The organism is Taklimakanibacter albus (assembly GCF_016595235.1).
In the GTDB taxonomy this organism is placed as follows: Bacteria; Pseudomonadota; Alphaproteobacteria; order Rhizobiales; family Aestuariivirgaceae; genus Taklimakanibacter; species Taklimakanibacter albus.
Genome location: NZ_JAENHL010000008.1, coordinates 1,140,167 through 1,166,042, shown reverse-complemented (window position 1 = coordinate 1,166,042; position 25,876 = coordinate 1,140,167). Strand labels below are relative to the sequence as shown.

Here is a 25,876-nt window from a genome sequence, read left to right as displayed (position 1 = left end):
CATTTTTTGATCTCCCGTACTTTGTCTTTTGTCAGCGTTGAGCCTAAGCTTATGGACAATGGGAGAACGAAGAATGGCAATTTCACAATACGACAACAGCAAATGCTGGACTTATTTCGAGGGCGAGTGGCGGCAGGGCAATCCGGCCCTCATGGGGCCGTGGAGCGATGCGTCCTGGCTCGGTTCGGCCATATTTGACGGTGGACGCGCCTTCGAAGACGTGACGCCCGATCTCGATATGCACTGCCAGCGCTGTGAGCGTTCCGCCCTGGCTTTCGGGCTCACCCCCTTGAAGGCCGGCGCCATCGAAGAGCTGATCCGCGACGGCATCGGCAAGTTCGCGAAGAACACGCCACTCTATTTGCGCCCGATGTTCTGGGCCGAAACCAATTTCCTCGATCCCGGCCCGGTCGAGACGCGTTATGCGATCTCGGTCTATGAATCGGCGATGCCGGCGCCCAAAGGCTTCTCGGCCGCGCTGTCGAGCTTCCGCCGCCCGTCCTATGAATATGCCCCGACCGACGCCAAGGCGGCCTGCCACTACGCCAATTCCGGCCGCGCCGTGCGCGAGGCGCAGAAGCGTGGCTTCGACAATGCGGTGCTTCTCGATCCGGTGGGCAAGGTGTCGGAATTCACCACCTCCAATCTGTTCTATGCCAAGGACGGTGCCGTGCACACGCCGATCCCCAACGGCACGTTGCTCAACGGCATTACCCGCCAGCGCGTCATCAAGCTTCTGCGCAAGGCCGGCATCGAGGTGTTCGAGCGCGTCGTCTCATGGCCGGAAGTGCTGGCCGCCGATGAAGTCTTCTCGACCGGCAATTACGGCAAGGTTATCCCGGTGACGCGCCTCGAAACGCGCGACCTTCAGCCCGGACCCTTGTTCAAGAAAGCGCGTGAGCTCTATTGGGAATTCGCGCATGGCGGCTGAAGCACCGTAGCCTTTTCCCACATTTGACCTTGTTTTGGTTCCGCCACGTTGCGGACAGATCGAGTGCGGCCGGACATCAGCCAGGCCGATCAAAGGAACTCTCCGCGTCCTCCGGATAACCTCTCCGCAGGGATGCTTCTTGCATTCTTGACAAATGACTGACAGTCAGTCAATAAAGAGGAGGCAATGATGGAGTGACGTGATGAGCAGGCAGCTGCTGGACCTGGCTTGGCCGGTACGATCGAAGATCGCCATGAGTGTCATGATCGGGGCGCTAATCACCGGGTGTTATCTCCTGCAAGGTGTGCTTCTTGCCCTCATTCTGGCGGCGTTGATCGCGGAAGGCGGTCTGGCCGGCGCCGTGCCCTGGCTGTTCGGCTTTGCTTCGGTCGTTCTGATCCGTGGCGGCCTGGCCTGGCTCGCCGAGATGGCTGCCCAAGCGACGGCGCTCGCCACCAAGGAGGAGCTCCGCCGCAAACTGCTCACCCGTCTGATCGAGATCGGGCCGGGGGCCGCCGCGCGGCGCAAGACAGGCGACTTGCAGACGACCATCGTCGCCGGCGTCGAGGCGCTGGAGAGCTATTACAGCCGTTATCTGCCGGCGGTCTTTGTCGCCGTCTTCGGGTGCCTTTCGGTGCTTCTCGGCCTCGCCTTCGTGGATTGGCGCTCTGCCTTGCTGCTTGGCGCATTTGTCGCCGCACTTCCGATCGCCGACTTTTTCTGGCTGCGTTGGCGCATGCCAAAATCCTCCGGCATCTTCGTCGCGATGGGGGAGTTCGGCGCCTATCTGCTCGACAGCCTGCAAGGCATCGTCACGCTGAAGGCCTTTCATGCGATCGACAGGCGTCGCGCCGCGCTCGCGGACCGCGCCGGCGATCTGCGCCGTGAAGCGATGGCGGCGCTCGCCGTGACTTTGATGCGCACGGGCCTCACCGGCCTCATCACGCTTCTCGGTATTGCCGTCGTTCTCTCCTTCAACAGCTGGCGTGTCGCCGCCGGTGATCTGGCGCCCGTCGCACTTTTCATGGCATTGTTCCTGGCGCGTGAAGCCTTCCGCCCGCTCGAGCGCCTGGAGAAGGAGTTTCACACCGCCTGGTCGGCAAGCGGCGCCGCGGCGCCGATCGCCGAGCTCTTGGCGGCCGCACCGCTGGTGAGCGAGCCGGAGCGGCCGGCTTCACTGCCCAGGCACACGGACATTTCCTTCGAAAGCGTGGCTTTCAACTATGAGGACGACGCCAAGCCTGCCCTGAGTTCCGTCTCCTTCACCGTCAAGGAGAATGAGTTCGTGGCGCTGGTCGGCCCGTCGGGTGCTGGCAAGTCGACGGTCATCTCGCTGCTCCTGCGCCTCTTCAATCCTCAAGCGGGTGTCATCCGCATTGGCGGCACGAATATTTGTGACCTGCCGCTCGATACGCTGCGCTCGTTGATAAGTGTCGTATCGCAGGACACCTATTTGTTCCACGGCACGATCGCCGACAATCTGCGGCTCGCCAAGCCGTCGGCCACGATGCCTGAGATCCAGGCGGCGGCGCAGGCCGCGCATATCGACGCCTTCATCCTGAGCCTGCCCAAAGGCTACGAGACGGAGATCGGCGAACGTGGTGCGCATCTTTCCGGCGGCCAGCGTCAGCGCATCGCCATCGCCCGCGCGCTCCTCAAGGACGCGCCGATCCTGCTGCTCGATGAGGCGACCTCCAGCGTCGATCCGCGCAATGAGAAGGCGATCCAGGACTCGCTCGACGCCCTGGCCCGCCGCCGCACCACTTTGGTGATCGCCCATCGTCTCTCCACCATCCGCAAGGCGGATCGCATTCTGGTGATGGCGGACGGCCGCATCGTCGAGGAAGGCCCGCATGATCAGCTCGAAAGACGCGGCGAACATTATTCCAGATTGATGCTCGCGCAGGGAGAAGCCGCATGACCGACACTGTGATGACTCATGAGCGCACCGGACTGCTGAATCTCATTCCTCTGATGCGCAGCCGGAAGCTGGTCCTCGTCCTCACCATTCTCGCTGGAATATTGGCGCAGCTCGGCCTGCTGGCGAGCCTTGCCTTCGGCGGCTGGCTCGTGGGCCATGCGATCTCAGGACCGGCGCCTGAGAGCCTGATACCAGGCTTCTGGCTTCTCGCTGTGCTGGTCCTGGCGACGGCGGCGGCGCGCTGGTGGCAGGCCTATATCTCGCATGATCTCGCTTTCGCGCTCATCGAGACGCTGCAGGTCGGCATCTATGACGGCCTCGCTTGTTCAGCACCAGCTTATGTGCTCGGGCGGCGGACCGGTGAGCTGGCGGCCGTAGCGACCGCCGATGCCGAGCTGATGGAGATGTTCTACGCCCACACGCTTGCCGATTACATCGGAGCCATCGTCGTGCCGTTGGTCGCTCTTGTTGCGCTCGCTTTCGTCCATCCCCTTATCGCCATGGCTTTGTTCCCCTTCTTGCCGCCTGTCGCCTCGGTGCCCTTCTGGCTGGCGCGCCGCGCTGGCGATCAGGGCAAGCTGGTCATGGAGAAGCTCGGCCTGCTCAATGCCGAGACCGTCGAGATGATCCAGGGGCAGCGCGAGCTCGCCATCTTCGGCCGGGCGCGCGATTTCCTCGATCGCCTTCTTGCCCAGACCAGGCTTCTGGCCGCGGCGCAACGCCGCTACGGCTCGCGCGCCGGGCTCGAATATGCCGCCATCGACATGCTCACCGCATTGGCCATCCTGGTCGCGACACTCGTGGCGATCAGCTTGATCGAGCAGGGGAGACTCGACCGGTCGCTGCTGCCTTTCGTGATCGTCGTCGCGGGCGCGGCGTTGACGCCCATTGTCGAAGTCACCCAGACGGCCCGCAAGCTCGGCGAACTGCGCGCCGGCGCTCAGCGAATTCTGACTATATTTCACCAAAGGCCGCAGATCGCGGACAAAGGACGGCTGGAGCCCGCGGCGGATACAGCGGTGCGTTTCGAGAAGGTTGGATTCTCTTATGGTGGCGATCGCGCTTCGGTGCTGAAGGGAGCGGATTTCACGATCGGCGCCGGTGAAACCGTGGCGCTCGTCGGCTCATCCGGCGCCGGCAAGAGCACCAGCGCCAATCTGCTCCTGCGTTTCTGGGATGTAGCGTCAGGCAGCATCAGCATTGGCGGCCGCGATATTCGTCATTTGCCCATCGCGGCCTTGCGTAAGATCGTCGCTTACGTCCCCCAGGACGTGCATCTGTTCAACGAGACGGTCGCCGACAATATCCGTCTCGGTCGTCCCGATGCGCCGATGGCCGCGGTCGAGGAAGCCGCCCGGCTGGCCCAGGCGGATGGCTTCATTCGTGAGCTGCCTGATGGTTATGCCGCCTCATGTGGTGAAAGAGGGGCGCGGCTTTCCGGTGGTCAGCGCCAGCGCATCGCCATTGCCCGTGCTTTGCTGCTCGATGCGCCGATCCTGATCCTCGATGAAGCGTCATCGAGCCTCGACACCGAGAATGAGCGCGCCTTCCAGATGGCGCTGCAGGAAGTGCGCCGCAATCGCACGGTCCTCATCATCGCGCATCGGCTGTCGACCATCCGCAGCGCCGATCGCATTGTCGTTCTTGATCAGGGCAGGGTCGCCGAGGAGGGAAGTCACGAAGAGCTGATGGCGCGCAACGGAGTCTATGCCCGGCTCGTATCTCTTCCGGAGGACCTGGAATGATCCGCCATGATCTGACATATTGGCCGCTGGTCGTCTCCCGCGCCCGCGGCACCACCACCCTCGATGACCAGCTCGATTTCCTGGCGCAATGGACATGCTGGCTGGATCGCGGTGAGCCTTTCGTCGCGCTGCGTGCGTTCGCCGACGACGACGCGCATTTGCGGCCGCGCGGCGGGGCTCAGGAGATGAAAGCCTGGCTCTGGGAGAATCGCGGCCGCCTGCGCCGTCTCGTCGGCGGCATCGCGACCGTCGTGCTGCCCGGCCACTATGAGCGGATGAGCCGCATCGATGCCGAGCGGCTCTTCGGCGTTCCGGCCCGGCTCTTCATCGATATCGGCGCGGCGCTCGACTGGATCGAGGAGAACGGCCTGTTGACCCGTCGCATCAAGCTGGACCGTTCGAGGATCGCCAGGAGTCTTGAGAATCCATAAGATTGCATTCTTTCCCAACGCCAGCCAGATTAGCCAGCATGATCGCCAGCACCGCCAAGCGTCCGCGCACCAAGCCAGCCGAAATTCGCCGTGAGGAGCTCATGGACGCCGCCCAGGCGCTGTTTCTGGAGAAAGGCTTCGCCGCCACCAGCGTCGATGAGATCGTGAAGCAGGCGGACGTTGCCAAGGGCACGTTCTACTTGCAGTTCAAGACCAAGGAAGACGTGCTTGTCGCTTTGCGGGAGCGCTTTGTCGCGACCTTTTGCGCCCGTCTGACCAAGGCCATGGACGGACCTCCGGTAGAGGCCTGGAGCGACCGTCTGGACGCCTGGATCGAAACCGTGGTCCACGGCTATCTGGATCATGTGGCGTTGCATGATCTGGTGTTTCATGAACATGTTTCGTCGCATCTGCGCATCGGACATGACGATCCGGTGATCACGCAGCTTGCGGCCCTCCTCGCGGCAGGGGCGCGCCGCGGGGCGTGGACTACAAAGGATGCGAATCTATCGGCCTTGATGCTGTTTCACGCCGTGCATGGCGCGGTGGATTCGGTGATCGTCAGTCCCAAGCCGGCCGAGCGAGAGGCTCTCATCGACGGGATCCGCGCCTTTTGCCATCAGGCCTTGAGGATTAGATCTTCCACTGGAAGATGACGCCTTCATAGGCGTCCTCGCCGCGCCCGATCGCATCGATCGCATCGACCATGCGGCCCTGGCGTCCCATCATGTCGTCGGCGAAGGCGACGATGCGGCGGTTGGGGGTGGCGACATGCGAGAGCGCGCGCAATTGCTGGGCGAGCTTGTACTCATCGGCATCGGGATTGTAGAGGCACATGGCGGTGAAGGCCGAGGCCGTCGACCGGCTGATTCCGGCCCAGCAATGGATGAGCATCGGATCATCGCCCTGGCGTGACTTCAGAAAGCCGATGAGCTGCTCGACATGATCCGAGGCAGGTGCGGTGAAGCCTTCCGCCGGCGCCGTGATGTCGTGGAAGGTGAGCTTCAGGTGATTGCCGTCGGTGATGCCGGAGAAGGTGCGATGCGGCGTCTCGGGGCCGAGAAGGCTCACCACATGGCTTACCTTGTGGCGGTTGACCAGGAGCTGCACGGCGGAGAGCGGGCTGACGATGATTTCCATCTGACTTTGCTTACAGGAGCTGCTTGAACTTGCGCACATATGCCGCTTCCGCGTCATTGGGCGCAAGGGGGCGCAGCGCATGGAAGCCGCGCGCCCCATCGAGGCCCGTCGGCCTGCCGAAGAATTTCCCAGCCTCTTCCACGCTGAACCCCGCCAGTTGGGTCGCCTCGAGATAGGCGGCGATATGGTCGGCTTTCTTGATTTTCTTGTTGAGCGCCTCGGAACAGTGCGGCGGCAGCCCGAAGCGCAGATGAATGGCGGCGAGAAGCTTATGCTCGAAGGCTTTATAATCGACGCCGAGGGCGGCCTTGAAAGGCGAGATCATGTCGCCGATCACATATTCGGGAGCATCATGGAGAAGGGCTGCGAGCCTTGCCTGGCGGTCGAGATTGTCATGCGCATGGACGAGCAGCGCCTCGACCAGGAGGCAATGCTGCGCCACCGAGAAGGCATGCGGCCCTTTGGTCTGGCCGTTCCAGCGCGCCACGCGCGCCAGTCCATGGGCGATGTCCTCGATCTCGATGTCGAGCGGCGAGGGATTGAGGAGGTCGAGCCTGCGTCCCGACAGCATGCGCTGCCAGGCGCGCGGCTCATCGCTTTTGCGCGGCGGCATGGTTATGTCGGCCGCTTGCTGTCGATGTGAGCGCCATGGCGGTGGCAGGTCACCATATGGTCGTTGACGAGGCCGCAGGCCTGCATGAAGGCATAGACGATGGTCGGACCGCAGAAGCGGAAGCCGCGTTTCTTGAGATCCTTCGAGATCGTCTCCGCCAAAGGCGTGGCGGCCGGCACGTCCTTGCGGCTGCGGAAGCGATGCTGCAGCGGTCCGTCGCCGATGAAGTTCCACAGATAGGTCGAGAAGTCCTGGTGCTCCGACAGCGCCAGATAGGCCTGAGCGTTGGTGACGCTGGCCTCGACCTTGAGCTTGTTGCGCACGATGCCTTCGTTCTTCATCAGGCTCGCCAGCTTGCGCGCATTGTAGCGCGCCATGATCTCCGGCTCGAAGCCGTCGAAGGCCTCACGGAAGGCGTCGCGCTTGCGCAGGATGGTGATCCACGAAAGACCGGCCTGAAAGCCGTCGAGGAGCAATTTCTCGAACAGCGCACGGGAATCATATTCGGGCACGCCCCATTCATCGTCGTGATAGGCGACATAGACGGGATCCGTGCCGCACCAGAAGCAGCGGTGGATGCCGTCTGCATGTTTGATCACCGATTCGGTGGTCTTGCTCATTCGTCCTCATTGTCCTTCGGAAGGGCGACGTCGAATCGCGCCCAGGCCGGCTTCCTAACATGGACGGGCCCGGTCTCTGTCAGCAGCCCGATTCCGGACTCGACCGCGTCCTTCAGCCGGTCGAGCCGGATGAGGGCCAGCCCGTCGCTGCCGGCGGAGGACAGCAGCGTGCCGACAAGCTTGTCGCCGGCCTTGATCTCGGTGCCCTTGGCGGGAGCGCCCTTCGGTGCATAGACCGGCACGATGCGATTGCGTGCCGTGCCGCGATGCTCCATGCGCGAGACGACTTCCTGGCCGATGAAGCAGCCCTTCTTGAAGCTCACCCCGCCCAGCTGGTCGAGATTGGCCTCATGCGGAAACAAGTCGCCTGAGCCGATATCCTCGTCCGTATCGGCGAGGCCGAGCCTGATGCGGCCGCCGCGATAGGCGTCATCTTCGCCCGCAGGCAGGCTGCCTTTGGCAGCGATGAGCCTGGCGCCGAGCTGGGCCGCGCGCGGGTCGGTGAAGGAGGCCCCGTTGGCCGGCTTGACCGGGGCTACACCCACCTCCTCGTCGCTCTCGGCGATCGTCACCTTGGCGCGCAATCTGTAGAAGGTCAGCCGCTTGATGAGATCGGCCCGCTGGGCGGCGGAACAGTCGATCAGATAATGTCCGTCCTGGGCCAGGATGAAGAAATCGAACAGGATCTTGCCTTGCGGCTGGAGAAGGGCGGTATAGGCCGCCTCGCCGGGTTTGAGCCCTTCGATGTCGGTGGTGATCAGATTTTGCAGGAAATCCTTGGCGCCCTCGCCGCTGACTGTGATGACTGCGCGGGATGGGAGTTTCTGGGTGGCGAAAGGCAGGCGTTGCATGGATATTGCACCTCCGGAAGGACACATCTACGAATGCTGCCGAATCTATTCAAGGAGCTCCGATGACCGCCAGCTATGATCTTGTTTTGAAAGGCGGAACCGTCGTCAATCAGGATGGCGTGGGAATCCGGGACATGGGTGTCAGGGCCGGGCGGATCGCCGCCATAGGGAACCTTGGCCGGCCGAGTGCCGGAGAAGTGATCGATTGCACCGGCCTGCATGTCCTGCCGGGCGTCATCGACAGCCAGGTGCATTTCCGTGAGCCGGGGGCCGAGCATAAGGAAGATCTCGAGAGCGGCAGCCGGGCGGCGGTGGCGGGCGGCGTCACGGGCGTCTTCGAAATGCCCAACACCAAGCCCTTGACGACGTCGGCCGAGACCCTGGCTGACAAGGTCAAGCGCGCCACCAACCGGATGTTCTGCGATTTCGCCTTTTACATGGGCGGCACCCGCGAGAACGCGAAGCAATTGCCCGAGCTCGAGCGTCTGCCGGGCTGCGCCGGCACCAAGGTCTTCATGGGTTCGTCCACCGGAGATCTTCTGGTCGATGACGACCAGGGCATCGATCTGATCATCTCGCAGATCAGGCGCCGCGCCGCTTTTCACAGCGAGGATGAGTTTCGCCTGAAGGCCCGCAAGACCGAGCAGCGCGCCGGTGATGCCTCGAGCCACCCGATCTGGCGTGACGCGGAAGCGGCGCGCTTATGCACCGAACGTTTGCTCAGGATCGCCCGCAAGCATGGCAAGCGCATCCATGTGCTGCATATCTCGACCGCCGACGAGATGCCGCTGCTCGCCGCCAACAAGGACCTGGCGACGGTTGAGGTGACGCCGCACCATCTCACCCTCGTGGCGCCCGAGGCCTATGAGCGTCTCGGCACAAAGGCTCAGATGAATCCGCCGGTGCGTGATGAGCCGCATCGCGCCGCGATCTGGCGGGCGCTCCAGGCGGGCGTCGTCGATGTGCTGGGATCCGACCACGCGCCGCATACGTTGGCCGAGAAGGCAAAACCATACCCTGAGTCACCTTCCGGCATGACCGGCGTCCAGACCCTGGTACCGATCATGCTCGATCATGTGAACAAAGGCCGCCTGACGCTCGAGCGTTTTGTCGATCTGACGAGCCATGGACCGGGCCGCATCTTCGGCATTGCCGGCAAGGGCCGCGTCGCTGAAGGCTATGACGCCGACTTCACCATCGTCGATCTGAAGCGCCGCCAGACCATCACCAATGGCTGGATGGAGAGCCGGGCCGGCTGGACGCCCTATGACGGCGTCGAGGTCCAGGGCTGGCCCATCGGCACGATCATCCGTGGCCGGCGGGTGATGTGGGAGGCTGAGATTCTGGGGGCTGCCCAGGGACAACCCATCGCTTTCATGGAAGCGCTCCCCTCTGTATAACAAAACGATGAAACCCGTCCGGAGAGAGGGGTTGATCGAGGGGAACCAATATTTATGAGCAGCCAATTCCGCGCCATTCTGGTCAGCAAGACGGAGAAGGGGCAGAAGCTCGATTTCGTGACCCTCGGCGAGGCCGATCTCATGCCGGGCGATGTGACGGTCGCCGTCGAGCACTCGACCGTCAATTACAAGGATGGCTTGGCGGTCACCGGCCGCGCCCCGATCATCCGGCACTATCCTTTGATCCCAGGCATCGACTTTGCCGGCACCGTGGTCGAGTCGGGCCATCGCCTGATCAAGGCGGGCGACAAGGTCATCCTCAATGGCTGGGGTGTGGGCGAGGGCCATCATGGCGGCTATGCCGGTCTTGCCCGCGTCAAGGGTGATTGGCTGGTCGCGGTGCCGGACACCATGACCACCGCCCAGACCATGGCCATCGGCACGGCCGGCTACACCGCCATGCTCTGCATCATCGCGCTCGAACGCCAAGGGGTGAAGCCTGAGGATGGCGAGATTCTGGTTACCGGCGCCGCCGGCGGCGTCGGGTCGATCGCCATCGCCGTCCTGTCCAAGCTCGGCTACAAGGTGGCGGCCTCGACCGGCCGGCCGGAGGAGGAGGCCTTTCTCAAGAGCCTCGGCGCCTCGACCATCATCGACCGCAACGAGTTTTCCGGACCGGTGAAGGCGCTCGCCAAAGCCCGATTCGCCGGCGCCGTCGATGCCGTCGGCTCGACGACGCTCGCCAATGTGCTCTCGCAGATCCTGCCCGAAGGTGCTGTCGCCGCTTGCGGCCTGGCGCAGGGCATGGACCTGCCGGCATCGGTGGCGCCTTTCATCCTGCGCGGCGTGAAGCTCATCGGCATCAATTCGGTGACCGCCGCGCTGACCCGCCGGGTCGAAGCCTGGTCGCGTCTCGCCCATGATCTCGATATGACCAAGCTCAAGGAGCTGACGAGCCATGCGAAGCTCGATGATGTGGCGGCGCTTGCCGCCGACATCATCGCCGGCAAGATCCGCGGCCGCGTGGTGATCGACCTCTGATGGATCCCGAACTCATCGCCATCGGCATGGCCATCGGCATCGCGGTCACCGCGCCCCTGGGCCCGGTCAATCTCACCGTCATCCGTTCGGCGCTACGCGCCGGCATGGCGGGTGGCATGGCGGCCGCCTCGGGTTCGATCGCCGGCGATGCGCTCTTCGCCACCCTCGCCGCCTATGGCGTGCGCTGGGTCGAGGACTGGGTTCATGCCCATTCGCAGGCCATCCAGATCGTCGGCGGGCTGCTTCTCATTTTCATCGGCGTGCGCACCGCGATGCATCACGTCAAGGATGCCGAGCTCTCGCTTTCCGATCTCGGCCGCGGCGCCTATGTGCGCAAGGGTTTTACCTGCTTCTTCCTCACCGTCACCAATCCGGGCGCGCTTCTGGGCTTCTTCGCCATCTTCAGCGGCCTGGGCGGCGTGCTTGACCTGGGCAGCGTGCCCTATCGCCCGCTCAATGCGGTGGTGGGCGTCATTCTCGGCACCTTGCTCTGGTGGGGTTTCGTCACCTATCTCGTCACCCATATCAAAGGCCGTGTCACCAGCTACACGCTGGTCCGGCTCAATATCTGGGCCGGCGTGGCGATCGCCGTCTTCGGTGTCGTCATCCTCGGCAATCTGATCCTGCGCTACTTCGCCATCACGCTCTAGCCTTCGGTCATTTATTCGCCGCGATCGCCATCTGCACATCGCGTTCGCGCTTCTTGTCGGCCCGATGCATGATCCAGCCGGCGATGGCGACGCCGCTGCCGACCAGGACGACGATGATGGTGGCGAGAGCATTCATGTCGGGCGTCACGCCGAGTCGTACTTTCGAGAAGATGTAGAGCGGCAAGGTGGTCGATCCCGGCCCGTTGGTGAAGGCGGTGATCACCACATCATCGAGCGACAGCGTGAAGGAGAGCAGCCAGCCGGCGATGATGGCGGGGGCGATGATCGGCAAAGTCACATCGAACAGCACCCGCAAGGGTTTCGAGCCCAGATCCATCGCCGCCTCTTCGACCGCGCGGTCCATCGAAGCGAGCCGCGATTGCACCACCACCGTCACATAGGACAGCGAGAAGGTGATATGGGCGAGCGTGATGGTGGTAAAGCCTCGGGTTGGCCAGCCGATCATGCCGTTGAGCGCGATGAAGAACAGCACCAGCGAGATGCCGGTGATGACTTCCGGCATCACCAGCGGTGCCGAGACGAGACCTGAGAACAATGTGCGGCCGCGGAAGCGCGCGAAGCGGGCGAGCGCCATGCCGGCCATGGTGCCGAGGATTGTCGCGACGGTCGCGCTGACGAAAGCGATGCGTAAGGAGAGCCACGCCGCGTCGAGCACCTGCTGATTGTCGAGGAGCTTGCCATACCATTCAGTCGAAAAGCCGCCCCAGACGGTGGCGAGCCTCGACTTGTTGAAGGAGTAGAAGATCATCGACGCGATCGGCACATAGAAGAAGGCGTAGCCGAAGATCAGCGCGAAGATCAGGAAATAGGGACGGCGTTTCATGATGCGCTCCTCCGCGCTTCGCGCGCCTGGAAGAAGTTGTAGATCATGATCGGGATGACCAGCACCGCGAGCAGCGCCACGGCGACGGCCGAGGCGACCGGCCAGTCGCGGTTTTGGAAGAACTCGTCCGCCAGCACGCGCCCGATCATCGGGCTGTCGCCACGGCCCATGAGCGAGGGGATCACATATTCGCCGGTCGCCGGGATGAAGACCAGCATGGCGCCGGCGATGATGCCGGGCAGCGACAGCGGCAGGGTGATGTCCCTGAAGACTTCCCACGGCTTGGAGCCCAGATCCATCGCCGCTTCATCGAGCGTGCGGTCGAGTTTTTCGAGCGTTGCGTAGAGCGGCAGGATCATGAAGGGCAGATAGGAATAGACGATGCCGAGCACGACGGCGAAATTCGTGTTCATCATCTGTATGTGGTCGCCCGTGACCCAGAAGGGAAAGAAAGTCGCGAGGATGGAGGTCAGGCCGCGATTGAACCAGCTGGTATTGCCGAGCAGCCCGATCCACGCATAGACGCGCAACAGGAACGAGGTCCAGAAGGGCAGGATGACGAGGAGCAGCAGCACATTGCGCCAGGTGCTTGAGGCGCGGGCAATGCCGAGCGCCATCGGATAGCCGATGAGGAGCGCGAAGAAGGTCGAGATCGCCGCGTTCCTGAGCGAATTGAGATAGCCCTGCCAATAGATGTCGTCCTGGGTGAGAAAGACATAGTTGTCGAGCGTGCCGAACGGGAACGTGCTCTTCCAGATGACGGGCGGGATGCCCACTTGCGAGGTCCCCGCGCTGATCGCCAGCACGATCAAGAAGGGGGCGATGAAGAAGAACAGCAGCCACAGATAGGGTATGGCGATGATCGTCTTGCGCCAGGCCTCGCGGTCAAGCCATTGCCGCCAGCTATGGGCTTTCGGCAGATGGCTTTCATCGCCTTGCACGGCTTGCGGAGCGGGAGCGAGCGCGGCCATGGTCTACTCCGTCAGGATGATGACGGAGGAGGGCGCGAAAGTGAGCCAGACATTGTCTTCCCACACCGCCACGCGTTCATTCTCGTCGGCGCGCCGGCTGTTCACCGCGTTGACGCGCACCATGGTGCCGGAAGGAAGCTTGACCCGGTAAAGCGAATCTTTGCCGAAATAGCCGAGATCGATGACCTTGCCGGCGATGGTGTTGCCGGTCGCGTCGGCTCCGGGTTCCTTGCGCTCGATGGCGATCTTCTCGGGGCGCACCGCGATCGAGACTTTGGCACCGGGAGCGGGCATTGTGCCAGTGTGCTCGACGATCACATCGGCGCCCAGCGCGGGCGCTGCGACGGTGACCTTGTTCTTGGCCACGCTCTTCACTTCGCCATCGAAGATATTGATCGAGCCGATGAAGTCGGCGACGAAGCGCGTCCTTGGGAATTCATAGATCTCGGTCGGCGTGCCGATCTGGCGGATGAGGCCCCGGTCCATCACCGCGATGCGGGTGGCGAGCGTCATCGCCTCTTCCTGATCGTGGGTCACGACGATGAAAGTCACACCGAGCTTGTACTGGATGTTGATGAGCTCGAACTGCGTCTGCTCGCGCAGCTTCTTGTCGAGCGCGCCCAGAGGCTCGTCGAGGAGCAGCACCTTGGGCCGTTTGGCGAGCGCCCGGGCGAGGGCCACGCGCTGGCGCTGTCCGCCCGACAACTGATGCGGCTTGCGCCCGGCGAGCGGCGTCAGTTGCACGAGATCGAGCAGCTCCTTGACGCGGTCCTTGCGCTGGGCGTCGGTCAAAGCCTCATGTTTGAGGCCGTAGCCGACATTCTTCTCCACCGTCATATGCGGGAACAGCGCATAGGACTGGAACATCATGTTGGCGGGACGTTCATAGGGCGGGAGCTCGGTCATGTCCTGGCCGTCGAGAAAGAGACGGCCCGCTGTCGGCGTCTCGAAGCCGGCCAGCATGCGCAAGAGCGTGGTCTTGCCACAGCCCGATCCCCCGAGGAGGGCGAAGAGCTCGCCCTTGAAGATATCCAGGCTGACATTGTCGACGGCGGTGAACTCGCCGAATTTTTTGGTCACGCCGTCGATGCGGATGAAGGGTTTAGCTTTCTGATCGAGCCAGGGTTTGTCGCCACTTTCGCTGCCGGGGGGCTTCGTGTCTACGTCCATTGTCTGCTGCGCTCCTGTCGCCTGAACGTGAAAACCCGGCATCTTGCGATACCGGGTTTCGATACAGTGGGGTTATGAGCCCGACTTTATCCTGTTCCAGGCGCGGGTGCGGAGACGTTCGCCCTGCTGCGACAGCATCTTGGGCACGAAGAGGGTCTTCATGATGTCATCGCTCGGATAGACCGCGGGGTCTTCGAGCACGCCCTTGTCGATGAACGGCTTCGCCGCGACATTGGCATTGGCATAGTTGGTGAAGTTCGTGCATTTGGCGATGACTTCCGGATCCATCAGGTAGTTCACGAACTTGTAGGCGGCCTCCTTGTTGGGCGCGTCGGCCGGAATGACGAAGACGTCGAACCAGGCGGGCGAACCGGAGGAGGGCACTTCATATTGCAGCTTGATCTCGACGCCGGCTTCCTTGGCGCGGGTTGCCGCGGTGGCATAGTCGCCCGACCATGTGCCCGACACGCACAGTTCCTTGTTGGGCAGCGCGTTGAGATAATTCGCCGAGTCGAACGTCTTGATATATTGGCGGATCGGCTTGAAGGCCTCGACCACCGCGTCATAGTCCTCCTGTTTTTCGGAATCGGGATCGCGGCCAAGATATTTGAGCACCATCGGCACGATGTCGCCGGGACTCTCCAGCATGTTGATGCCGCAGTCGGCAAGCTTCGAGATGTTCTCAGGCTTGAACAGGGTATCGAGCGACTTCAGATCGGCGCCGGGCAGCCGCTCCTTGACCAGGTCGACATTGTAGGTGGTGCCTACCGTGCCCCACATATAGGGGACTGCATATTCATTGCCCGGATCGCGGTCGGCGAGGACCGCCATGATCTTCGGGTCCATATTCACGATATTGGGCAGTTTCGATTTGTCGAGCTTCTCGAAAGCGCCGCCCGGAATGAAACGCGGCAGGTTGACCGAAGCGATATCGATGACGTCATAGCCGGTCGAGCCCGCCATGACCTTGGCCTCGACCGTCTCGGCCGAGTCATAGGTGTCGTAGACGACTTCGATCCCGGTGGCCTTCTTGAAATCCTCGAGCGTCGTCTCGCCGATATAGTCCACCCAGTTATAGACATGGACTTTGCCTTCTTCGGCGCGCGCCCTTTTAACGAAAGGCGCTGAGATGATCGTGCCACTGATAAGCTGAATCGCGGTGCGTCTGGTAATCGCCATTATGCTTGCTCCCTGGTTACCGGCTCTGCGGCCGTTTCATTGAATGATCATTCAATCATAGTTCGGGCCGCAGGGTGCCTCAAGTGGTTTCAATTGGACCGGATTCCTTCTCCTGCGGGTGGGTAATGCTTGGGAAAGAAAGCATGCAGGCAGGCGGCGATCGTCTGCTTGGCGTCATCCAGTGAATAGGGCTTGGCCATGGTCATGAGATCGAGCCACAGGCCTTCGAGCACCGCATCGAGGGCGCGCGCGATGAGCTCGGGCGACAGAGGGTAGCGGCCCTTTTTGATGATCTTTCCGCATAGATCGAGCACGATGGCGGAATATTCCTCGTCATTCGAGCCGCAATGTTCGAGATAGGTTGGTCGGCTTTGCGCTTCGGCCCAGAAGGCGCACCAGGCGGAAAGCTTGCGCGGCGAGCAGATGTCGGGATTGAAATCGGAGAACAGGAGTGCCACGAGCTGCTCGGCCGGGCCTGCGCCGGCGGCGTTCAGCGCCTTGTGCCAGTTGGCGCGATATTCCTCGGCCAGATATTTGAGCGTCTCGACGAGGAGCCGCTCCTTGGTCTCGAAATGAAAATTGACGATGCCGCTCGACAGCCCCGCCGCCTTGGCGACGTCGAACATGGTTGTGCCGGAGTAACCCTTGCGCGCCATCACATCGATGGTGGCTTCGATCAGCTGCTGGCGGCGTACTTCCTTCGAGGCCTTGCGGCCGATGACGGTCGTCGGTTCGAATATAGCCATCACACAGGCATGCGCCCTCTGGCGGCCGATGGGGATTCGGGGCCGCTCGAAAGGCAAAGCTAGGATCAATGGCCCGCCTTCGTCAATCCGGCATTAAGCGCTTTGCCGGGTCAGGGTGTGAGCGGCCGATTCGAAGAACAGAGCCTGGCTGATCACCGCTTTCACCGTTTCCGGCTGGAACGGCTTGGTGATGAGGAAAGTCGGCTCCGGCCGCTCGCCGGTCAGCAGGCGCTCGGGATAGGCGGTGATGAAGATCACCGGCAATTCGATATTGCGCAGGATCTCGTTCACCGCATTGATGCCCGAGCTGCCGTCGGCGAGCTGGATATCGGCCAGCACCATGCCGATGCCGCCCTTGCGGGCGAGAGCCACGGCCTCATTATGGGTGCGTGCGATGCCCGCCACCTCATGGCCGAGCGAGCGCACGATATGTTCGATATCCATCGCGATGATGGGCTCATCCTCGATGATGAGGATATTGGTGGCGATCTGCTCGGCGATCTCGCGGCCGGCCTGGGCCATCAGCCCGTCGAGCTCCTTCGGGCTGACATCAAGGATGGCGGCGGCCTCTTCATTGCTGAAATCCTCGATCGAGAGGAGAAGGAAGGCCTGGCGCGCCGGCGGCGTGATGATGTCGAGCCGGCTGTCGATGTCATGGTCGAAATTCGTGCTGCCGGATTTCTGGCGGTTCACGCTGAGCGAGCGCCAGAGCTTGGTGAAGACCTGATAGAGCGCAACCTTGGGATTTATTTCCGTATTGAAGGATTGCGGCGAGGTCAGCAGAGACTCAATCACTGCCGCGACATAGGCATCACCTGATTTCTGGCTGCCCGTAAGAGCCCGGGCATACCGTCTAAGATACGGAATATGCGGAGCAATTTTCTGTGCGATGGCCATGCCGTTCCCTCGATCCTCTGGCGTATTTTTCAACATAACTGGTCCTCTATAACGCCCGCCGAGCCCACTGGTTCCGACCCCTAAAAAAATTTTCCCTACCCTAGGAAACCTGACGGGGGGATGAGAGTTAAGGGGATGTGGTGCTGAAATTACAATCAGAAGGGGTGCTGCCGAGGCAGGCCAAATTCATAGATGTCGAAAGATGAAACCGGGACGGCCGGAGTAGGCCGGCCTCTCAAATCAGGAACTAAACCCGTGCTCGATCGTCAGGTCCAGGTTCATATCGGCCGAAAGTTGAAGGCCGTCTATGACGAGGTCGCGGCCGAGCCGTTGCCGAAGGAAATTCTCGATCTTTTGGCCAAGCTCGAAGGTCGTACCAAGGAATGAAGCTGACGCCGCAAATAACCGATGAGATGCTGCAATCGGTGCGTTCACTGCGTGCTTTTGCGGTTTCGCTGTGCGGCCGCACCGATCTGGCTGACGATCTGGTCCAGGAGACGATCGTCAAGGCATGGTCCAATCTCGACAAGTTCGAGGAGGGCACAAATCTGCAGGCCTGGCTCTTCACCATCCTGCGCAATCACTATTACTCCGAGATCCGCAAGCGCCGGCGCGAGATCGAGGATGTCGAGGGTCGCTATTCCGCTACGCTCGCCACCCATCCTGCCCAATACGGCCATCTTGACATGGTGGACTTCAAAGCCGCCTTGCAGAAGCTTCCCGACGACCAGCGCGAGGCGCTGATCCTCGTGGGTGCTTCCGGCTTCTCCTATGAGGATGCCGCCAAGATCTGCGGCGTGGCGATCGGCACCATCAAGAGCCGTGTCAACCGCGCCCGCACCCATCTGGCCAAACGCCTCAATATCGAAAGCACCGCCGATATCGGTCCTGATCCGACCGCTGAGGCGACTTTCTCGGCGTTGCGCCAGAGCGGCACTTCCGGCAAGTCGGAGTAAGACAGTCAAAGAGAGAGCGCCGATTTCCATCGGCGCTCTTGCCATATCAAAGCCGGTCGGTGATCAGGTCGAGGCGACGGGCTCGACTTCGAGTGCCCGGAGTGCCGCCTGGACTTCCGGCAAGCGACTGCGCGGCGGGCCCCGTTCGGCAATCATGTTCTCGTCACCCGATGATACCAGACGCCGTGCATCGAGTTCCCAGTTCTTGAGGATCTTGATTTTTTCGTCACGTGAAAGATCTTTGGCATCGACCACCGCCATGGGTGTGTCGAAGACTTTTGACGCATCGGCAATCGCCTCATTGACGATCGATTTTGTCATTGTTGTACCCTTTCACAATGTTGTTTAATAACAATGCGGGGATAACGGCAGGGTTCCCGGCCGGAAGGAAGAACGACACGTGTCTTCGCCAAGCCGTATCGGATCGCTCCTGACTAAGAGCAGCTTTTGGCGCATGCGCGAGGAGGCGAGCAGCGCAGCGCTTCTGCTTGGCCTTGGCGTCTTGCTGCTGGTCGCGGCTCTCTCCCTCTATCTGTCCTGGCAGACCGCCAATCGCAACGCGCAGGCGGGCGAGGCGAACGAGGTCCGCGTGGCGAGCCTCGAGCTCCTCAATGCGGTGCGGGCCGAGGAGATTGCCGCCAAGAACTTCATCATTTCCGGCGATGAGGCGTCTCTGTCAGAACATGCCCGCGCCGAGGCGGCGCTGGAGGACAGGCTTGCTGACCTTGCCGCGCTGGCGACGCGCTCCAAGCGCTATCTGGGCGTCGTCGAGGTGCTGAGAGACAGGTTGGCCGGGCGCGCCCAGCGCTTCCAGGGAGCGGTGACCGGACGGCGCGCCAGCGGTATCGACTTCGCCTATAATACCGCCTTCAACCGCGCCAACGAGGCCTCGCTCGACGAAGTCGAGCGGCTTCTGAACGAAATCGCCGGCAGCGCTACGATCAAGCAGGAACTGAATTTGAGCGACAGCGAGAGCGGCCGCTGGTGGCTGGCGGCGGCCTCGGTGGCCTCATTTCTGTTGTCCGCCGCGCTATGCATCGGCGCCTTATTCGGGCTGCGCCGACGGGTCAATCTGCTCAAGGCCAGCGAACGCGTTCTGTCCGCGTTCAATACGCAGCTCGAAATGAGCGTGCGCCAGCGCACCGCTGAGCTAGAGACCGCCAAGGCCGAGATCCAGCGCGAGAAGGATCGCGCCGAAGCACTGCTCGCCGATCTCAATCACCGTGTCGGCAACAGCCTGCAGATCGTTTCATCGCTGCTCGGCATGCATGGCGCGCGCATCGAGAGCCAGGAGGCCCGCGAGATCCTCGAATCGGTACGCGGCTGCGTTCACGCCATTGCCTCGGCGCAACGGCGCGTGCGCCTCACCGGCAGCAATGATCTCGTCGAGGTCAATCACTTTCTCGACAGCCTGCTCCAGGACTTGCGCTCGGCTCTGGGTGGTGATGACCGCGTGACGATTTCGCTGAGCGCCGATGAGGTGGTGGCGCCGAGCCACGACGCGGTGAGCATGGGAGTGATCGTCACCGAGGCGATCAACAACGCCATCAAACATGCGGGCAAAGGTCCGGTGGAAATCAAGGTGACGCTCGCGGGTGACCGCGACAAGAAACCCTTGCGCCTCACCGTTGAAGATGACGGGGCCGGCTTCGAGGAGGGCAGCGCCAATAAGGGTGGCCTCGGCAGCCAGATCACCGAAGCCCTGTCGGCGAGCCTGCGCGCCAATGTCAGCCGCGATCACGTGCAGCCGACGGGACCGCGCCGCGGCACCCGCATTCAGCTCGATTTCGGCAAGGATGCGCTCGCGGCGTAAAGCATCGGCCCGAAAAGTGCGTGCGGTTTTCGGGCAAGCCGATGCGTAAGAGCAAGCAAAAAAACGCCGGCTCAGATGAACCGGCGCTCCAGGTAGTCGCCTTGTTCTGTCTTAAAATACCTTGCGATCCTTTTCCCACAGCGCCACTTGTTTTTCCGCTTCGTCGCGCGCGATGCCGTAAGTATTCTGGATCCGACCGACCAGCTCCTCGCGATTGCCGGCGATGACGTCGAGATCGTCATTGGTGAGCTTGCCCCACTGCTGTTGGGCCTGGCCCTTGAAGATCTTCCAATTGCCTTCGATGCGATCCCAGTTCATGGGGTCCTCCAATGCTTGCAAGCTGCTGATGATGAGCGAATGGAAACCGCTCGCTCCTGGTGTCAACGGAGCGGCGGTGCAATGGTTCCAGAGCAAATCCCGCCAAGTTGAGGGCTTTGGCGATAAGGATTTGCTCTAACATACTGAGCTGGCGCGGGTCCTTGCCGGTGAAGTGATTCCACTTCACCGGGACGCGCGCAAGCGCGTGGCCAGGAAAAGTGGGCGCCGGTTTTCCGTCCGATCCCGCGCCAAACTAAGAATCAGATGAGCTCGCTTTGCGGCATGGTCAGGCTGTAGCTGATGCCATCAGGCGTGAAGCTGAGCTTGGCCTTGCCCTGAACTGACAGCGGCACGACCTCCTCAAGCAACACCCGGCCGAAATGCCGTGTATTGGGCGGCGTGACCTTGGGGCCACCTTTTTCATTCCACAGGATCTGGAACATGGCGCCGGCGGAACTCTTGCGCAAAGCCCAGCTGATCTCGACTTCGCCTGTCTCGGCGGACAGGGCGCCGAATTTGAGGGCGTTGGCGGTGAGCTCATAGAGAGCGAGCGCCACATGCTGCGCCGCCGAGGGCCTGAGCGAGACCTGGTCGCCCTTGTAATGCACGCGTTCCGCCGCCTTGCCCGCAAAGAGCAGCACCTGGGTGCGGATGAGCTGGCTCATCGCCGCGCCGCGCCAATTCTCGTCGGTCAGAATGTCATGGGCGCGTGACAGCGACATCAGCCGCCCGGAGAAGCGCTGATTGAACTCATCGATGGTCGAGGATGTCTGGGCGGTGCGGTTGGCAATGCCCTGGATGACCGCCAGGAGATTCTTGGAGCGGTGCGCCAGCTCGAGCAGCAGGACGCGCATGTGATATTCCGTCTGTTTGCGCTCGCCGATGTCGATGGCGGCGCAGAGCAGACCCTTGCGTGATTTCGCTTTGCCGAGGGGAGCGATACGCAGCTCGAACCAGCGCGGCTTGCCGTCCACCGCCATCTGGAATTCGACCGTTTGCGTTTCGCCGCTTTCGAGCGCCTTGCGTTTGGCCGGGACGATGATGTTCACCGTTTCGGTCGAGAAGACATCCTCATCGCCAAAGCCGACGAATTGTGCCGGCAGATAACCCGACGGCGGGTTGTTCACCCAGACATATTTGAGGTTCTTGTCCTGATGGTAAAGCATCGCGCCTGAAAGATTGGCGGCGGCTGCGATATCGTCCGGCATCGCGACCGTGGTGGCGGCGCGTTTTCTTTTTCCCGTTTTGCTGCCCTTGGCCGTCTGTCGCACGATGTTCGCTTGCGGTCTGTCACTGGAAAGCACGGCACACTACTCTATACACATTCGCATACAAACCAATTTGTCTCACGCTTTCTTGGGAAAAGTCCGGCGGGTTCCGCCCGCCGGACCAGTTCGATTACTGTTGAGGTGTCGTCGTGGATCCGCCCGGACTTGGCAAGGTCGTGTCGGGCTTCGGCGTCTTGACCAGGAACAGGGTCTTGTCGAACGCCGGCGCCTTCTCCAGCTCCTCGCGCGAGGCCATGATCGTCAGCTTGATCGCGTTGGTCTCGTCACGCATCGCATTGATCTGGCTGAGCGGCACCGCGACATCCTTCTCGCCCATGCCGAGGAAGCCGCCGACGCCGATGATCGCTGCCTGGATCGTGCCCTTGTCGTCGAAGATCAGATCGTTGACGTCGCCGACATTTTCGTCACCGGCATAAACGCTGCTGCCGATGATGCGCGTCACCAGCATGGCTTTGCTGGCGTCGATGGTCACTGCCGAGGCCGCGCTGGCATCCGGCGACGGAGTTGCCGGCTGCTGCGCCTGCGGCTGGGTCGGGCAGCCTTCCGCCTGAGGATTGGCGACGCAGTCCTGCTTCTGTTGCGTATCCTGAGCGGGCTGCTGGTCAGGTGTGGTTTGCGCAATAGCGATTCCGCTCGCCATGAGAGCCGCGAGCGAGATTGCCGAAAGGGCAAATCTCTTCATGATGAAACTCCTTTTGATCGTGGCCGTCATGGAGCTAACGCCTCTTCACGAGCGAGGTTCCTTCGCCGTGTCGCAGCTTTGCGCTTGCGAGTCCGTGGGCGAACGCGCTTTCCGCGCTGGAGAATTTCCTTCTCTGCCTCCATGCCGGCGACGACCGAGGCAAGATCGAAGCCTTTGCTGCGCGCATGCTCGGCCAGCTTGCGATAATGATCGCGAAAAGTGTCGAGATTGTCCTGCGGAAGGTTTTCGAGATCGAGCAGCGCATTCTGGGCGCCTTCAGTGGCACGGATCAACTCGTCTATCTTGATCTGCAGGGCTTCCGTGTCGCGGTTCTGCGAATTCTGCAGCACGAAGACCATCAGGAAGGTGACGATCGTCGTTGCCGTGTTGATGGTCAGTTGCCAGACGTCCGAATAGCCGAGAAAGGGACCGGCAACCGCCCAGAGAGCAATCAGCAACACAGCCGCCGCGAACGCCAAGGGGCTGCCGGCCTGGCGGGCGATGAAGGATGTCGCTTGCGCGAATTTCGTCTGGAGCGTGGAGCTCATCTGGATTGCGAAAGAAAGGGGCGCCGAAAACGGCGCCCCTCTGAATCGTTAGCGGCTCTGATCCGGCTGACGGATCGGCTCGTCGCTGCCCTGCTGGCGATCCTTGTTAGGATCGAATCCGCCCTGCTGCTTGTTGCGGTCCGGATTCTCCGCCTGGTGCTGCTTCTGGCGTTGATCCTCCTGCGGCTTCTGGCCCTGAACGTGTTTCGGGTCCTGCATCTTGGGATCCTGCGGATTACGATTGGTCATGATCGTCTCCATTTTGGGAAAGAGGGGAGAGCATCCAGGCCGTCTCCGGGCCGGAAACTCACTTCGTCAACGCCCGCTTTCCGACTTGGTTCCGTATTTTTCCAAGATGACGTGGAAGGCCAATGCCTTAGCCGTAAGATCTGGTTGCCATAAGTTCCACGTCCGGAACCTGTCAGCCTGCCGGATCGGATTATTCTTGTTCTGCGCCCGTTGACAGACGCGAAATCCCTAGTATTCTGCCAAGTAGCTAATTAGCTGATCGGGAGAATAAGAAGTGGACCAGCTCAGTCTTACCTTTCACGCGCTGGCGGACCCGACTCGCCGGGCCATCCTGGCGCGCCTCGCCCAGGGCGAGGTCACGGTGAACGAGCTGGCCGAGCCCTTCGATCTCAAGCTTCCGACCGTGTCCAAGCATCTCAAGGTGCTGCAGCGCGCTGGGCTCGTGTCGCAGGGGCGCCGCGCCCAGTGGCGGCCCTGCCGGATCGAGCCCGAGCCGCTGAAAGAGGTCTCCAAATGGATGTGGGACTATCGCGCCTTCTGGGACGAGAGTTTCGACCGTCTCGACGAGTTCCTCACCAGATAGTTCAAAAGTTCAATCAAGGAGTAGCGTTGATGAGTAAGACTGAGTTCATTGCTGAGCCCGGCAAGCAGGAGATCGTTATGATCCGCAGCTTCGCCGCCCCGCGGGCCAAGGTGTTCGGCGCCCATGTCGATCCCCTGGCGATCCCCAAATGGTGGGGACCGCGCATCGTTACGACGGTGGTGGACAAGCTCGACGCGCGCCATGGCGGACTCTGGCGTTTCATCCAGCGCGATCCGTCCGGCAATGAATATGCCTTCCGCGGCGTCTTTCATGAGAGCCGGGCACCCGAGAGACTGGTCCGCACCTTCGAATTCGAGATGATGCCTGAGCATGTGCTGCTCGAGACGGTGGATTTCGAGGAGACGGGTGGTGCCACCAAGGTGACGACGCGTTCCGTCTTTCAGACCCTGGCGGCGCGAGACGGCATGCTGCAATCGGGCGCCGAGGGTGGCGCGGTCGAAACCTGGGACCGCCTCGAAGAATTCCTCAAAGCCTAGCTCTGCTGCGTTTGAGCAGGATCAGCCCCGCGGCGATGATGAACCCGGCGCCGATGATCGTATAGGCGTCGGGTATTTCGCCAAAGGCGTAGTAGCCGATGAGCGCCGCGCCGATCAGCTCCAGATATACGAGCGGCGCCAGGAGCGACGCCTCGGCGAAGCGGAAGGCGGCGATTGACATCATGTGGCTGAAGGCAGAGAAGAGCCCGAGGCACAGAAAGAAGCCGAACTCGTTCCACTGCGGCGTCGTCCAGGTCAAGGCCGCCTGGGGCGTCAAAAGCAGTGTGCCGATCACGCATTGAAAGGCGAGGGTCTTGATCGGATCGCTGCTTTGCGAGGCCCAGCGTGTCGCGATCAGATAGAGGCCGAAGCATAAGCCGGCGCCGAAGGCGAGCAGAATACCGGGATTGAGGGCCGCGCCCGGTCTGAGGATGACGATGGCGCCGATGAAGCCGAGCGCCAGGCTGGTGACTTTGGGCCAGGTCATGCGCTCCTTCAGAATGAAGATGGAGAGAACCACCGCGATGATCGGACCGATGAAGAAGGCGCTGATGGCGGTGGCGAGTGGAATGCGCGCCAGCGCCAGGAAATAGAGCGTCATCGACAGGGCGAGGAAGGAGGTGCGTAAGAGATGCGAAGCGCGCCGCTCGGTCGGAAAGATCCGCCGCCCGTTGCGCAGGAACGCGAGGGGCAGCACGATGAGGCCCGCCACCGCATAACGCGCCCAGCCGACGAACAGCGGCGAATGGGTGGCGGTCAGATATTTGGCGATGCCATCGACCAAAGGAATCGACACCATCGCGGCGGTCATCAGCAGGATGCCGGTGGCCTGACGTGAAGACGAATCGCTCATGCCCGTACTACTGGCTGATATAAGGGCTCAGCGATAGCCCGTCGCATCCGCCGACTTGCCGGCATCCTGCACCTCCACGACATAGCGCCAGGCATCGGGCCGGGAACCATCGAGATCGGTGAAGCCATATATCTGCGCGAGGCCACCGCTCGACAGCGATTGGCCGTTGAACCGCGCCTTGTCGGGGTCGCCGGCAAGGGTCGCGACCGCGCGGCCGACGAAATGCGGCGTTTCCGAAATGATGAAATGCGGCTCTATCTTCGTCGCGTCGCGCCAATTCAATTCCGAGACCTTATAGGCTTCCAGCATCATTTCCGAGCGCAGCCAGCCGGGTGTGATTGACACCGCGGTGGCGCCATGGGGCGCCAGATCCTTGGCATGGGCCCAGGCCATGCGGTTTACCGCCACCTTGGCGAGATCGTAGAAGGGCGACAGCCGGTAATGCTGGGCATTGTAGTCGGCGGTCCCGTCCGTCACCTCGACGAGAAGCCCGCCTGTGTTCTCGATCATCAGCGGCAAAGCGTGATGCGCCGTGATGAGATGTGTGTCGATGCCGCGGCGCAGCAGCGTCAGGCCATTTTCGAGATTATGGTCCCAGACCGGCTTGTTCCATTCGAACAGATGCTCGCCGCCCCATATGTCATTGACCAGAATGTCGAGCCGGCCTTGCTCGGCGCGGATGCGGCGCACGAGATCCGCGACATCGGCGGAGATGAGGTGATCGACCTGGACGGCGATGCCTTTGCCGCCGGCTGCCGAAACGAGTTCAGCGGTTTCCTCGATGGTTTCGGGCCGCTGATAATCGGACTTCTGCTGGCGCGTTGATCGGCCCGTCACATAGACGGTGGCGCCGGCAGCGCCGAGCTCGACCGCGATGCCACGTCCGGCACCCCTGGTGGCGCCGGCGACGAGAGCGACTTTTCCCTGCAAGGTCATCA

General features: G+C 61.9%; 31 protein-coding genes. 13 read left to right on the top strand and 18 right to left on the bottom strand.

Translation table 11 applies throughout. The features are described from left to right. Positions 1-73 precede the first annotated feature (73 nt). The 5 genes from JHL16_RS28580 (at position 74) to JHL16_RS28560 (ending at position 5,684) form a co-directional block, all read left to right on the top strand. Complete coding sequence (locus tag JHL16_RS28580) at positions 74-931, top strand: branched-chain amino acid aminotransferase (protein WP_200188287.1); 858 nt, start codon at positions 74-76, stop codon at positions 929-931. A 202-nt stretch (positions 932-1,133) separates the two neighbouring features. Then, positions 1,134-2,852 (top strand): ABC transporter ATP-binding protein, encoded by a 1,719-nt coding sequence (locus JHL16_RS28575; RefSeq protein WP_200188286.1) that lies wholly within the window; start codon positions 1,134-1,136, stop codon positions 2,850-2,852. After that, positions 2,849-4,597: an ABC transporter ATP-binding protein gene (locus tag JHL16_RS28570; protein WP_200188285.1), complete on the top strand. Its 1,749-nt coding sequence runs from the start codon at positions 2,849-2,851 to the stop codon at positions 4,595-4,597. Before JHL16_RS28575 ends, JHL16_RS28570 begins: the two co-directional genes overlap by 4 nt. Beyond that, the gene (locus JHL16_RS28565; protein WP_200188284.1) at positions 4,594-5,028 is read left to right on the top strand and encodes a hypothetical protein; all 435 of its coding nucleotides are present in this window, start codon (positions 4,594-4,596) and stop codon (positions 5,026-5,028) included. Before JHL16_RS28570 ends, JHL16_RS28565 begins: the two co-directional genes overlap by 4 nt. A gap of 38 nt (positions 5,029-5,066) precedes the next feature. After that, the gene (locus JHL16_RS28560; protein WP_200188283.1) at positions 5,067-5,684 is read left to right on the top strand and encodes a TetR/AcrR family transcriptional regulator; all 618 of its coding nucleotides are present in this window, start codon (positions 5,067-5,069) and stop codon (positions 5,682-5,684) included. On the opposite strand, the gene JHL16_RS28555 is transcribed toward JHL16_RS28560, so the two are convergent. From JHL16_RS28555 to ygfZ, 4 genes are read right to left on the bottom strand one after another with little or no spacing between them, the layout of a single operon-like run. Further along, positions 5,662-6,168 (bottom strand): tyrosine phosphatase family protein, encoded by a 507-nt coding sequence (locus tag JHL16_RS28555; protein WP_200188282.1) that lies wholly within the window; start codon positions 6,166-6,168, stop codon positions 5,662-5,664. The genes JHL16_RS28560 and JHL16_RS28555 overlap by 23 nt on opposite strands. Positions 6,169-6,178: 10 nt before the next feature. Further along, positions 6,179-6,781 (bottom strand): YfbR-like 5'-deoxynucleotidase, encoded by a 603-nt coding sequence (locus tag JHL16_RS28550; protein WP_200188281.1) that lies wholly within the window; start codon positions 6,779-6,781, stop codon positions 6,179-6,181. A 2-nt stretch (positions 6,782-6,783) separates the two neighbouring features. Continuing rightward, positions 6,784-7,401 (bottom strand): DNA-3-methyladenine glycosylase I, encoded by a 618-nt coding sequence (locus JHL16_RS28545; protein ID WP_200188280.1) that lies wholly within the window; start codon positions 7,399-7,401, stop codon positions 6,784-6,786. Next, complete coding sequence (ygfZ, locus tag JHL16_RS28540) at positions 7,398-8,252, bottom strand: CAF17-like 4Fe-4S cluster assembly/insertion protein YgfZ (RefSeq protein ID WP_200188279.1); 855 nt, start codon at positions 8,250-8,252, stop codon at positions 7,398-7,400. The genes JHL16_RS28545 and ygfZ overlap by 4 nt, the downstream gene beginning before the upstream one ends. Positions 8,253-8,314: 62 nt before the next feature. Between ygfZ and JHL16_RS28535 the strand changes: the two genes are divergently transcribed. The 3 genes from JHL16_RS28535 to JHL16_RS28525 are packed head-to-tail and all read left to right on the top strand — an operon-like array spanning position 8,315 to position 11,343. After that, positions 8,315-9,652, top strand: a complete 1,338-nt coding sequence (locus JHL16_RS28535) for a dihydroorotase (protein WP_200188278.1) — start codon at positions 8,315-8,317, stop codon at positions 9,650-9,652. A gap of 54 nt (positions 9,653-9,706) precedes the next feature. Then, positions 9,707-10,693 carry an acrylyl-CoA reductase (NADPH) gene (gene acuI / locus JHL16_RS28530; protein WP_200188277.1) on the top strand — a complete coding sequence of 329 codons (987 nt, stop codon included), beginning with the start codon at positions 9,707-9,709 and terminating at the stop codon, positions 10,691-10,693. Then, complete coding sequence (locus JHL16_RS28525; RefSeq protein WP_200188276.1) at positions 10,693-11,343, top strand: LysE family translocator; 651 nt, start codon at positions 10,693-10,695, stop codon at positions 11,341-11,343. Before acuI ends, JHL16_RS28525 begins: the two co-directional genes overlap by 1 nt. A 7-nt stretch (positions 11,344-11,350) precedes the next feature. Here JHL16_RS28525 and JHL16_RS28520 read toward each other — a convergent pair whose 3' ends face one another. The 6 genes from JHL16_RS28520 to JHL16_RS28495 all read right to left on the bottom strand — a co-directional run bounded on the left by JHL16_RS28520 (position 11,351) and on the right by JHL16_RS28495 (position 17,150). Then, positions 11,351-12,187 (bottom strand): ABC transporter permease subunit, encoded by an 837-nt coding sequence (locus tag JHL16_RS28520; RefSeq protein ID WP_200188275.1) that lies wholly within the window; start codon positions 12,185-12,187, stop codon positions 11,351-11,353. Beyond that, positions 12,184-13,158: an ABC transporter permease gene (locus tag JHL16_RS28515; protein WP_200188274.1), complete on the bottom strand. Its 975-nt coding sequence runs from the start codon at positions 13,156-13,158 to the stop codon at positions 12,184-12,186. The genes JHL16_RS28520 and JHL16_RS28515 overlap by 4 nt, the downstream gene beginning before the upstream one ends. A gap of 3 nt (positions 13,159-13,161) precedes the next feature. Next, positions 13,162-14,328, bottom strand: a complete 1,167-nt coding sequence (locus JHL16_RS28510; protein WP_200188273.1) for an ABC transporter ATP-binding protein — start codon at positions 14,326-14,328, stop codon at positions 13,162-13,164. A 72-nt stretch (positions 14,329-14,400) separates the two neighbouring features. Beyond that, a complete protein-coding gene (locus JHL16_RS28505) occupies positions 14,401-15,507 on the bottom strand; it encodes a polyamine ABC transporter substrate-binding protein (protein ID WP_210346101.1) in 1,107 nt (368 codons plus the stop codon). 89 nt (positions 15,508-15,596) lie between these two features. Further along, positions 15,597-16,253 carry a TetR/AcrR family transcriptional regulator gene (locus JHL16_RS28500; RefSeq protein ID WP_200188272.1) on the bottom strand — a complete coding sequence of 219 codons (657 nt, stop codon included), beginning with the start codon at positions 16,251-16,253 and terminating at the stop codon, positions 15,597-15,599. A 93-nt stretch (positions 16,254-16,346) separates the two neighbouring features. Beyond that, positions 16,347-17,150: a response regulator gene (locus tag JHL16_RS28495; protein ID WP_200188271.1), complete on the bottom strand. Its 804-nt coding sequence runs from the start codon at positions 17,148-17,150 to the stop codon at positions 16,347-16,349. 255 nt (positions 17,151-17,405) lie between these two features. On the opposite strand from JHL16_RS28495, the gene JHL16_RS28490 reads away from it, so the two are divergent. Together JHL16_RS28490 and JHL16_RS28485 are read left to right on the top strand one after the other, a co-directional pair. Continuing rightward, positions 17,406-17,537: a NepR family anti-sigma factor gene (locus tag JHL16_RS28490; RefSeq protein WP_348647291.1), complete on the top strand. Its 132-nt coding sequence runs from the start codon at positions 17,406-17,408 to the stop codon at positions 17,535-17,537. After that, on the top strand, positions 17,534-18,106 hold the full coding sequence (locus tag JHL16_RS28485) for a sigma-70 family RNA polymerase sigma factor (RefSeq protein WP_200188269.1): 573 nt from the start codon (positions 17,534-17,536) through the stop codon (positions 18,104-18,106). Before JHL16_RS28490 ends, JHL16_RS28485 begins: the two co-directional genes overlap by 4 nt. A 63-nt stretch (positions 18,107-18,169) precedes the next feature. Here JHL16_RS28485 and JHL16_RS28480 read toward each other — a convergent pair whose 3' ends face one another. Then, on the bottom strand, positions 18,170-18,427 hold the full coding sequence (locus JHL16_RS28480; RefSeq protein ID WP_200188268.1) for a hypothetical protein: 258 nt from the start codon (positions 18,425-18,427) through the stop codon (positions 18,170-18,172). Positions 18,428-18,506: 79 nt separating this feature from the next. On the opposite strand from JHL16_RS28480, the gene JHL16_RS35475 reads away from it, so the two are divergent. Beyond that, on the top strand, positions 18,507-19,919 hold the full coding sequence (locus JHL16_RS35475; protein ID WP_200188267.1) for a histidine kinase dimerization/phosphoacceptor domain -containing protein: 1,413 nt from the start codon (positions 18,507-18,509) through the stop codon (positions 19,917-19,919). Positions 19,920-20,030: 111 nt separating this feature from the next. Here the strand turns inward: JHL16_RS35475 and JHL16_RS28470 are convergent, their stop codons facing one another. The 5 genes from JHL16_RS28470 to JHL16_RS28450 all read right to left on the bottom strand — a co-directional run bounded on the left by JHL16_RS28470 (position 20,031) and on the right by JHL16_RS28450 (position 23,005). Beyond that, complete coding sequence (locus tag JHL16_RS28470) at positions 20,031-20,237, bottom strand: CsbD family protein (protein WP_200188266.1); 207 nt, start codon at positions 20,235-20,237, stop codon at positions 20,031-20,033. Positions 20,238-20,497: 260 nt separating this feature from the next. Beyond that, a complete protein-coding gene (locus JHL16_RS28465) occupies positions 20,498-21,508 on the bottom strand; it encodes an HWE histidine kinase domain-containing protein (protein WP_200188265.1) in 1,011 nt (336 codons plus the stop codon). Between the two features lie 127 nt (positions 21,509-21,635). Beyond that, positions 21,636-22,208, bottom strand: a complete 573-nt coding sequence (locus tag JHL16_RS28460) for a PRC-barrel domain-containing protein (protein WP_200188264.1) — start codon at positions 22,206-22,208, stop codon at positions 21,636-21,638. 26 nt (positions 22,209-22,234) lie between these two features. Then, complete coding sequence (locus tag JHL16_RS28455) at positions 22,235-22,756, bottom strand: low affinity iron permease family protein (RefSeq protein WP_200188263.1); 522 nt, start codon at positions 22,754-22,756, stop codon at positions 22,235-22,237. Between the two features lie 48 nt (positions 22,757-22,804). Further along, positions 22,805-23,005 carry a hypothetical protein gene (locus JHL16_RS28450; RefSeq protein WP_137853995.1) on the bottom strand — a complete coding sequence of 67 codons (201 nt, stop codon included), beginning with the start codon at positions 23,003-23,005 and terminating at the stop codon, positions 22,805-22,807. A 274-nt stretch (positions 23,006-23,279) separates the two neighbouring features. Here JHL16_RS28450 and JHL16_RS28445 point away from each other — a divergent pair, with 274 nt between their 5' ends. Both JHL16_RS28445 and JHL16_RS28440 read left to right on the top strand, forming a co-directional pair. Then, entirely contained in the window at positions 23,280-23,588 is a 309-nt protein-coding gene (locus JHL16_RS28445; RefSeq protein ID WP_200188262.1) for a metalloregulator ArsR/SmtB family transcription factor, read from the top strand. A gap of 29 nt (positions 23,589-23,617) precedes the next feature. Beyond that, positions 23,618-24,085, top strand: a complete 468-nt coding sequence (locus JHL16_RS28440; RefSeq protein ID WP_200188261.1) for an SRPBCC family protein — start codon at positions 23,618-23,620, stop codon at positions 24,083-24,085. Here JHL16_RS28440 and JHL16_RS28435 read toward each other — a convergent pair. Together JHL16_RS28435 and JHL16_RS28430 are read right to left on the bottom strand one after the other, a co-directional pair. Then, a complete protein-coding gene (locus JHL16_RS28435; protein ID WP_200188260.1) occupies positions 24,075-24,938 on the bottom strand; it encodes a DMT family transporter in 864 nt (287 codons plus the stop codon). The genes JHL16_RS28440 and JHL16_RS28435 overlap by 11 nt on opposite strands. 27 nt (positions 24,939-24,965) lie before the next feature. Further along, positions 24,966-25,874, bottom strand: coding sequence for an SDR family oxidoreductase (locus JHL16_RS28430; protein ID WP_200188259.1), 909 nt, complete (start codon positions 25,872-25,874; stop codon positions 24,966-24,968). Between the last annotated feature and the right edge of the window lie 2 nt (positions 25,875-25,876).

What these genes read in the sequence shown, in the direction of transcription:
- JHL16_RS28565 (WP_200188284.1), top strand. Translation starts at nt 4,594, where the DNA reads ATGATCCGCCATGATCTGACATATTGGCCGCTGGTCGTCTCCCGCGCC.
- JHL16_RS28510 (WP_200188273.1), bottom strand. Translation starts at nt 14,328, where the DNA reads ATGGACGTAGACACGAAGCCCCCCGGCAGCGAAAGTGGCGACAAACCC.
- JHL16_RS28500 (WP_200188272.1), bottom strand. Translation starts at nt 16,253, where the DNA reads ATGGCTATATTCGAACCGACGACCGTCATCGGCCGCAAGGCCTCGAAG.
- JHL16_RS28495 (WP_200188271.1), bottom strand. Translation starts at nt 17,150, where the DNA reads ATGGCCATCGCACAGAAAATTGCTCCGCATATTCCGTATCTTAGACGG.
- JHL16_RS28550 (WP_200188281.1), bottom strand. Translation starts at nt 6,781, where the DNA reads ATGCCGCCGCGCAAAAGCGATGAGCCGCGCGCCTGGCAGCGCATGCTG.
- JHL16_RS28580 (WP_200188287.1), top strand. Translation starts at nt 74, where the DNA reads ATGGCAATTTCACAATACGACAACAGCAAATGCTGGACTTATTTCGAG.
- JHL16_RS28450 (WP_137853995.1), bottom strand. Translation starts at nt 23,005, where the DNA reads ATGACCAATCGTAATCCGCAGGATCCCAAGATGCAGGACCCGAAACAC.
- JHL16_RS28435 (WP_200188260.1), bottom strand. Translation starts at nt 24,938, where the DNA reads ATGAGCGATTCGTCTTCACGTCAGGCCACCGGCATCCTGCTGATGACC.
- JHL16_RS28545 (WP_200188280.1), bottom strand. Translation starts at nt 7,401, where the DNA reads ATGAGCAAGACCACCGAATCGGTGATCAAACATGCAGACGGCATCCAC.
- JHL16_RS28535 (WP_200188278.1), top strand. Translation starts at nt 8,315, where the DNA reads ATGACCGCCAGCTATGATCTTGTTTTGAAAGGCGGAACCGTCGTCAAT.
- acuI (WP_200188277.1), top strand. Translation starts at nt 9,707, where the DNA reads ATGAGCAGCCAATTCCGCGCCATTCTGGTCAGCAAGACGGAGAAGGGG.
- JHL16_RS28570 (WP_200188285.1), top strand. Translation starts at nt 2,849, where the DNA reads ATGACCGACACTGTGATGACTCATGAGCGCACCGGACTGCTGAATCTC.
- JHL16_RS28440 (WP_200188261.1), top strand. Translation starts at nt 23,618, where the DNA reads ATGAGTAAGACTGAGTTCATTGCTGAGCCCGGCAAGCAGGAGATCGTT.
- JHL16_RS28525 (WP_200188276.1), top strand. Translation starts at nt 10,693, where the DNA reads ATGGATCCCGAACTCATCGCCATCGGCATGGCCATCGGCATCGCGGTC.
- JHL16_RS28430 (WP_200188259.1), bottom strand. Translation starts at nt 25,874, where the DNA reads ATGACCTTGCAGGGAAAAGTCGCTCTCGTCGCCGGCGCCACCAGGGGT.
- JHL16_RS28555 (WP_200188282.1), bottom strand. Translation starts at nt 6,168, where the DNA reads ATGGAAATCATCGTCAGCCCGCTCTCCGCCGTGCAGCTCCTGGTCAAC.
- JHL16_RS28460 (WP_200188264.1), bottom strand. Translation starts at nt 22,208, where the DNA reads ATGAAGAGATTTGCCCTTTCGGCAATCTCGCTCGCGGCTCTCATGGCG.
- JHL16_RS28515 (WP_200188274.1), bottom strand. Translation starts at nt 13,158, where the DNA reads ATGGCCGCGCTCGCTCCCGCTCCGCAAGCCGTGCAAGGCGATGAAAGC.
- JHL16_RS28455 (WP_200188263.1), bottom strand. Translation starts at nt 22,756, where the DNA reads ATGAGCTCCACGCTCCAGACGAAATTCGCGCAAGCGACATCCTTCATC.
- JHL16_RS28560 (WP_200188283.1), top strand. Translation starts at nt 5,067, where the DNA reads ATGATCGCCAGCACCGCCAAGCGTCCGCGCACCAAGCCAGCCGAAATT.
- JHL16_RS28520 (WP_200188275.1), bottom strand. Translation starts at nt 12,187, where the DNA reads ATGAAACGCCGTCCCTATTTCCTGATCTTCGCGCTGATCTTCGGCTAC.
- JHL16_RS28575 (WP_200188286.1), top strand. Translation starts at nt 1,134, where the DNA reads ATGAGCAGGCAGCTGCTGGACCTGGCTTGGCCGGTACGATCGAAGATC.
- JHL16_RS28505 (WP_210346101.1), bottom strand. Translation starts at nt 15,507, where the DNA reads ATGGCGATTACCAGACGCACCGCGATTCAGCTTATCAGTGGCACGATC.
- JHL16_RS28470 (WP_200188266.1), bottom strand. Translation starts at nt 20,237, where the DNA reads ATGAACTGGGATCGCATCGAAGGCAATTGGAAGATCTTCAAGGGCCAG.
- JHL16_RS28480 (WP_200188268.1), bottom strand. Translation starts at nt 18,427, where the DNA reads ATGACAAAATCGATCGTCAATGAGGCGATTGCCGATGCGTCAAAAGTC.
- ygfZ (WP_200188279.1), bottom strand. Translation starts at nt 8,252, where the DNA reads ATGCAACGCCTGCCTTTCGCCACCCAGAAACTCCCATCCCGCGCAGTC.
- JHL16_RS28485 (WP_200188269.1), top strand. Translation starts at nt 17,534, where the DNA reads ATGAAGCTGACGCCGCAAATAACCGATGAGATGCTGCAATCGGTGCGT.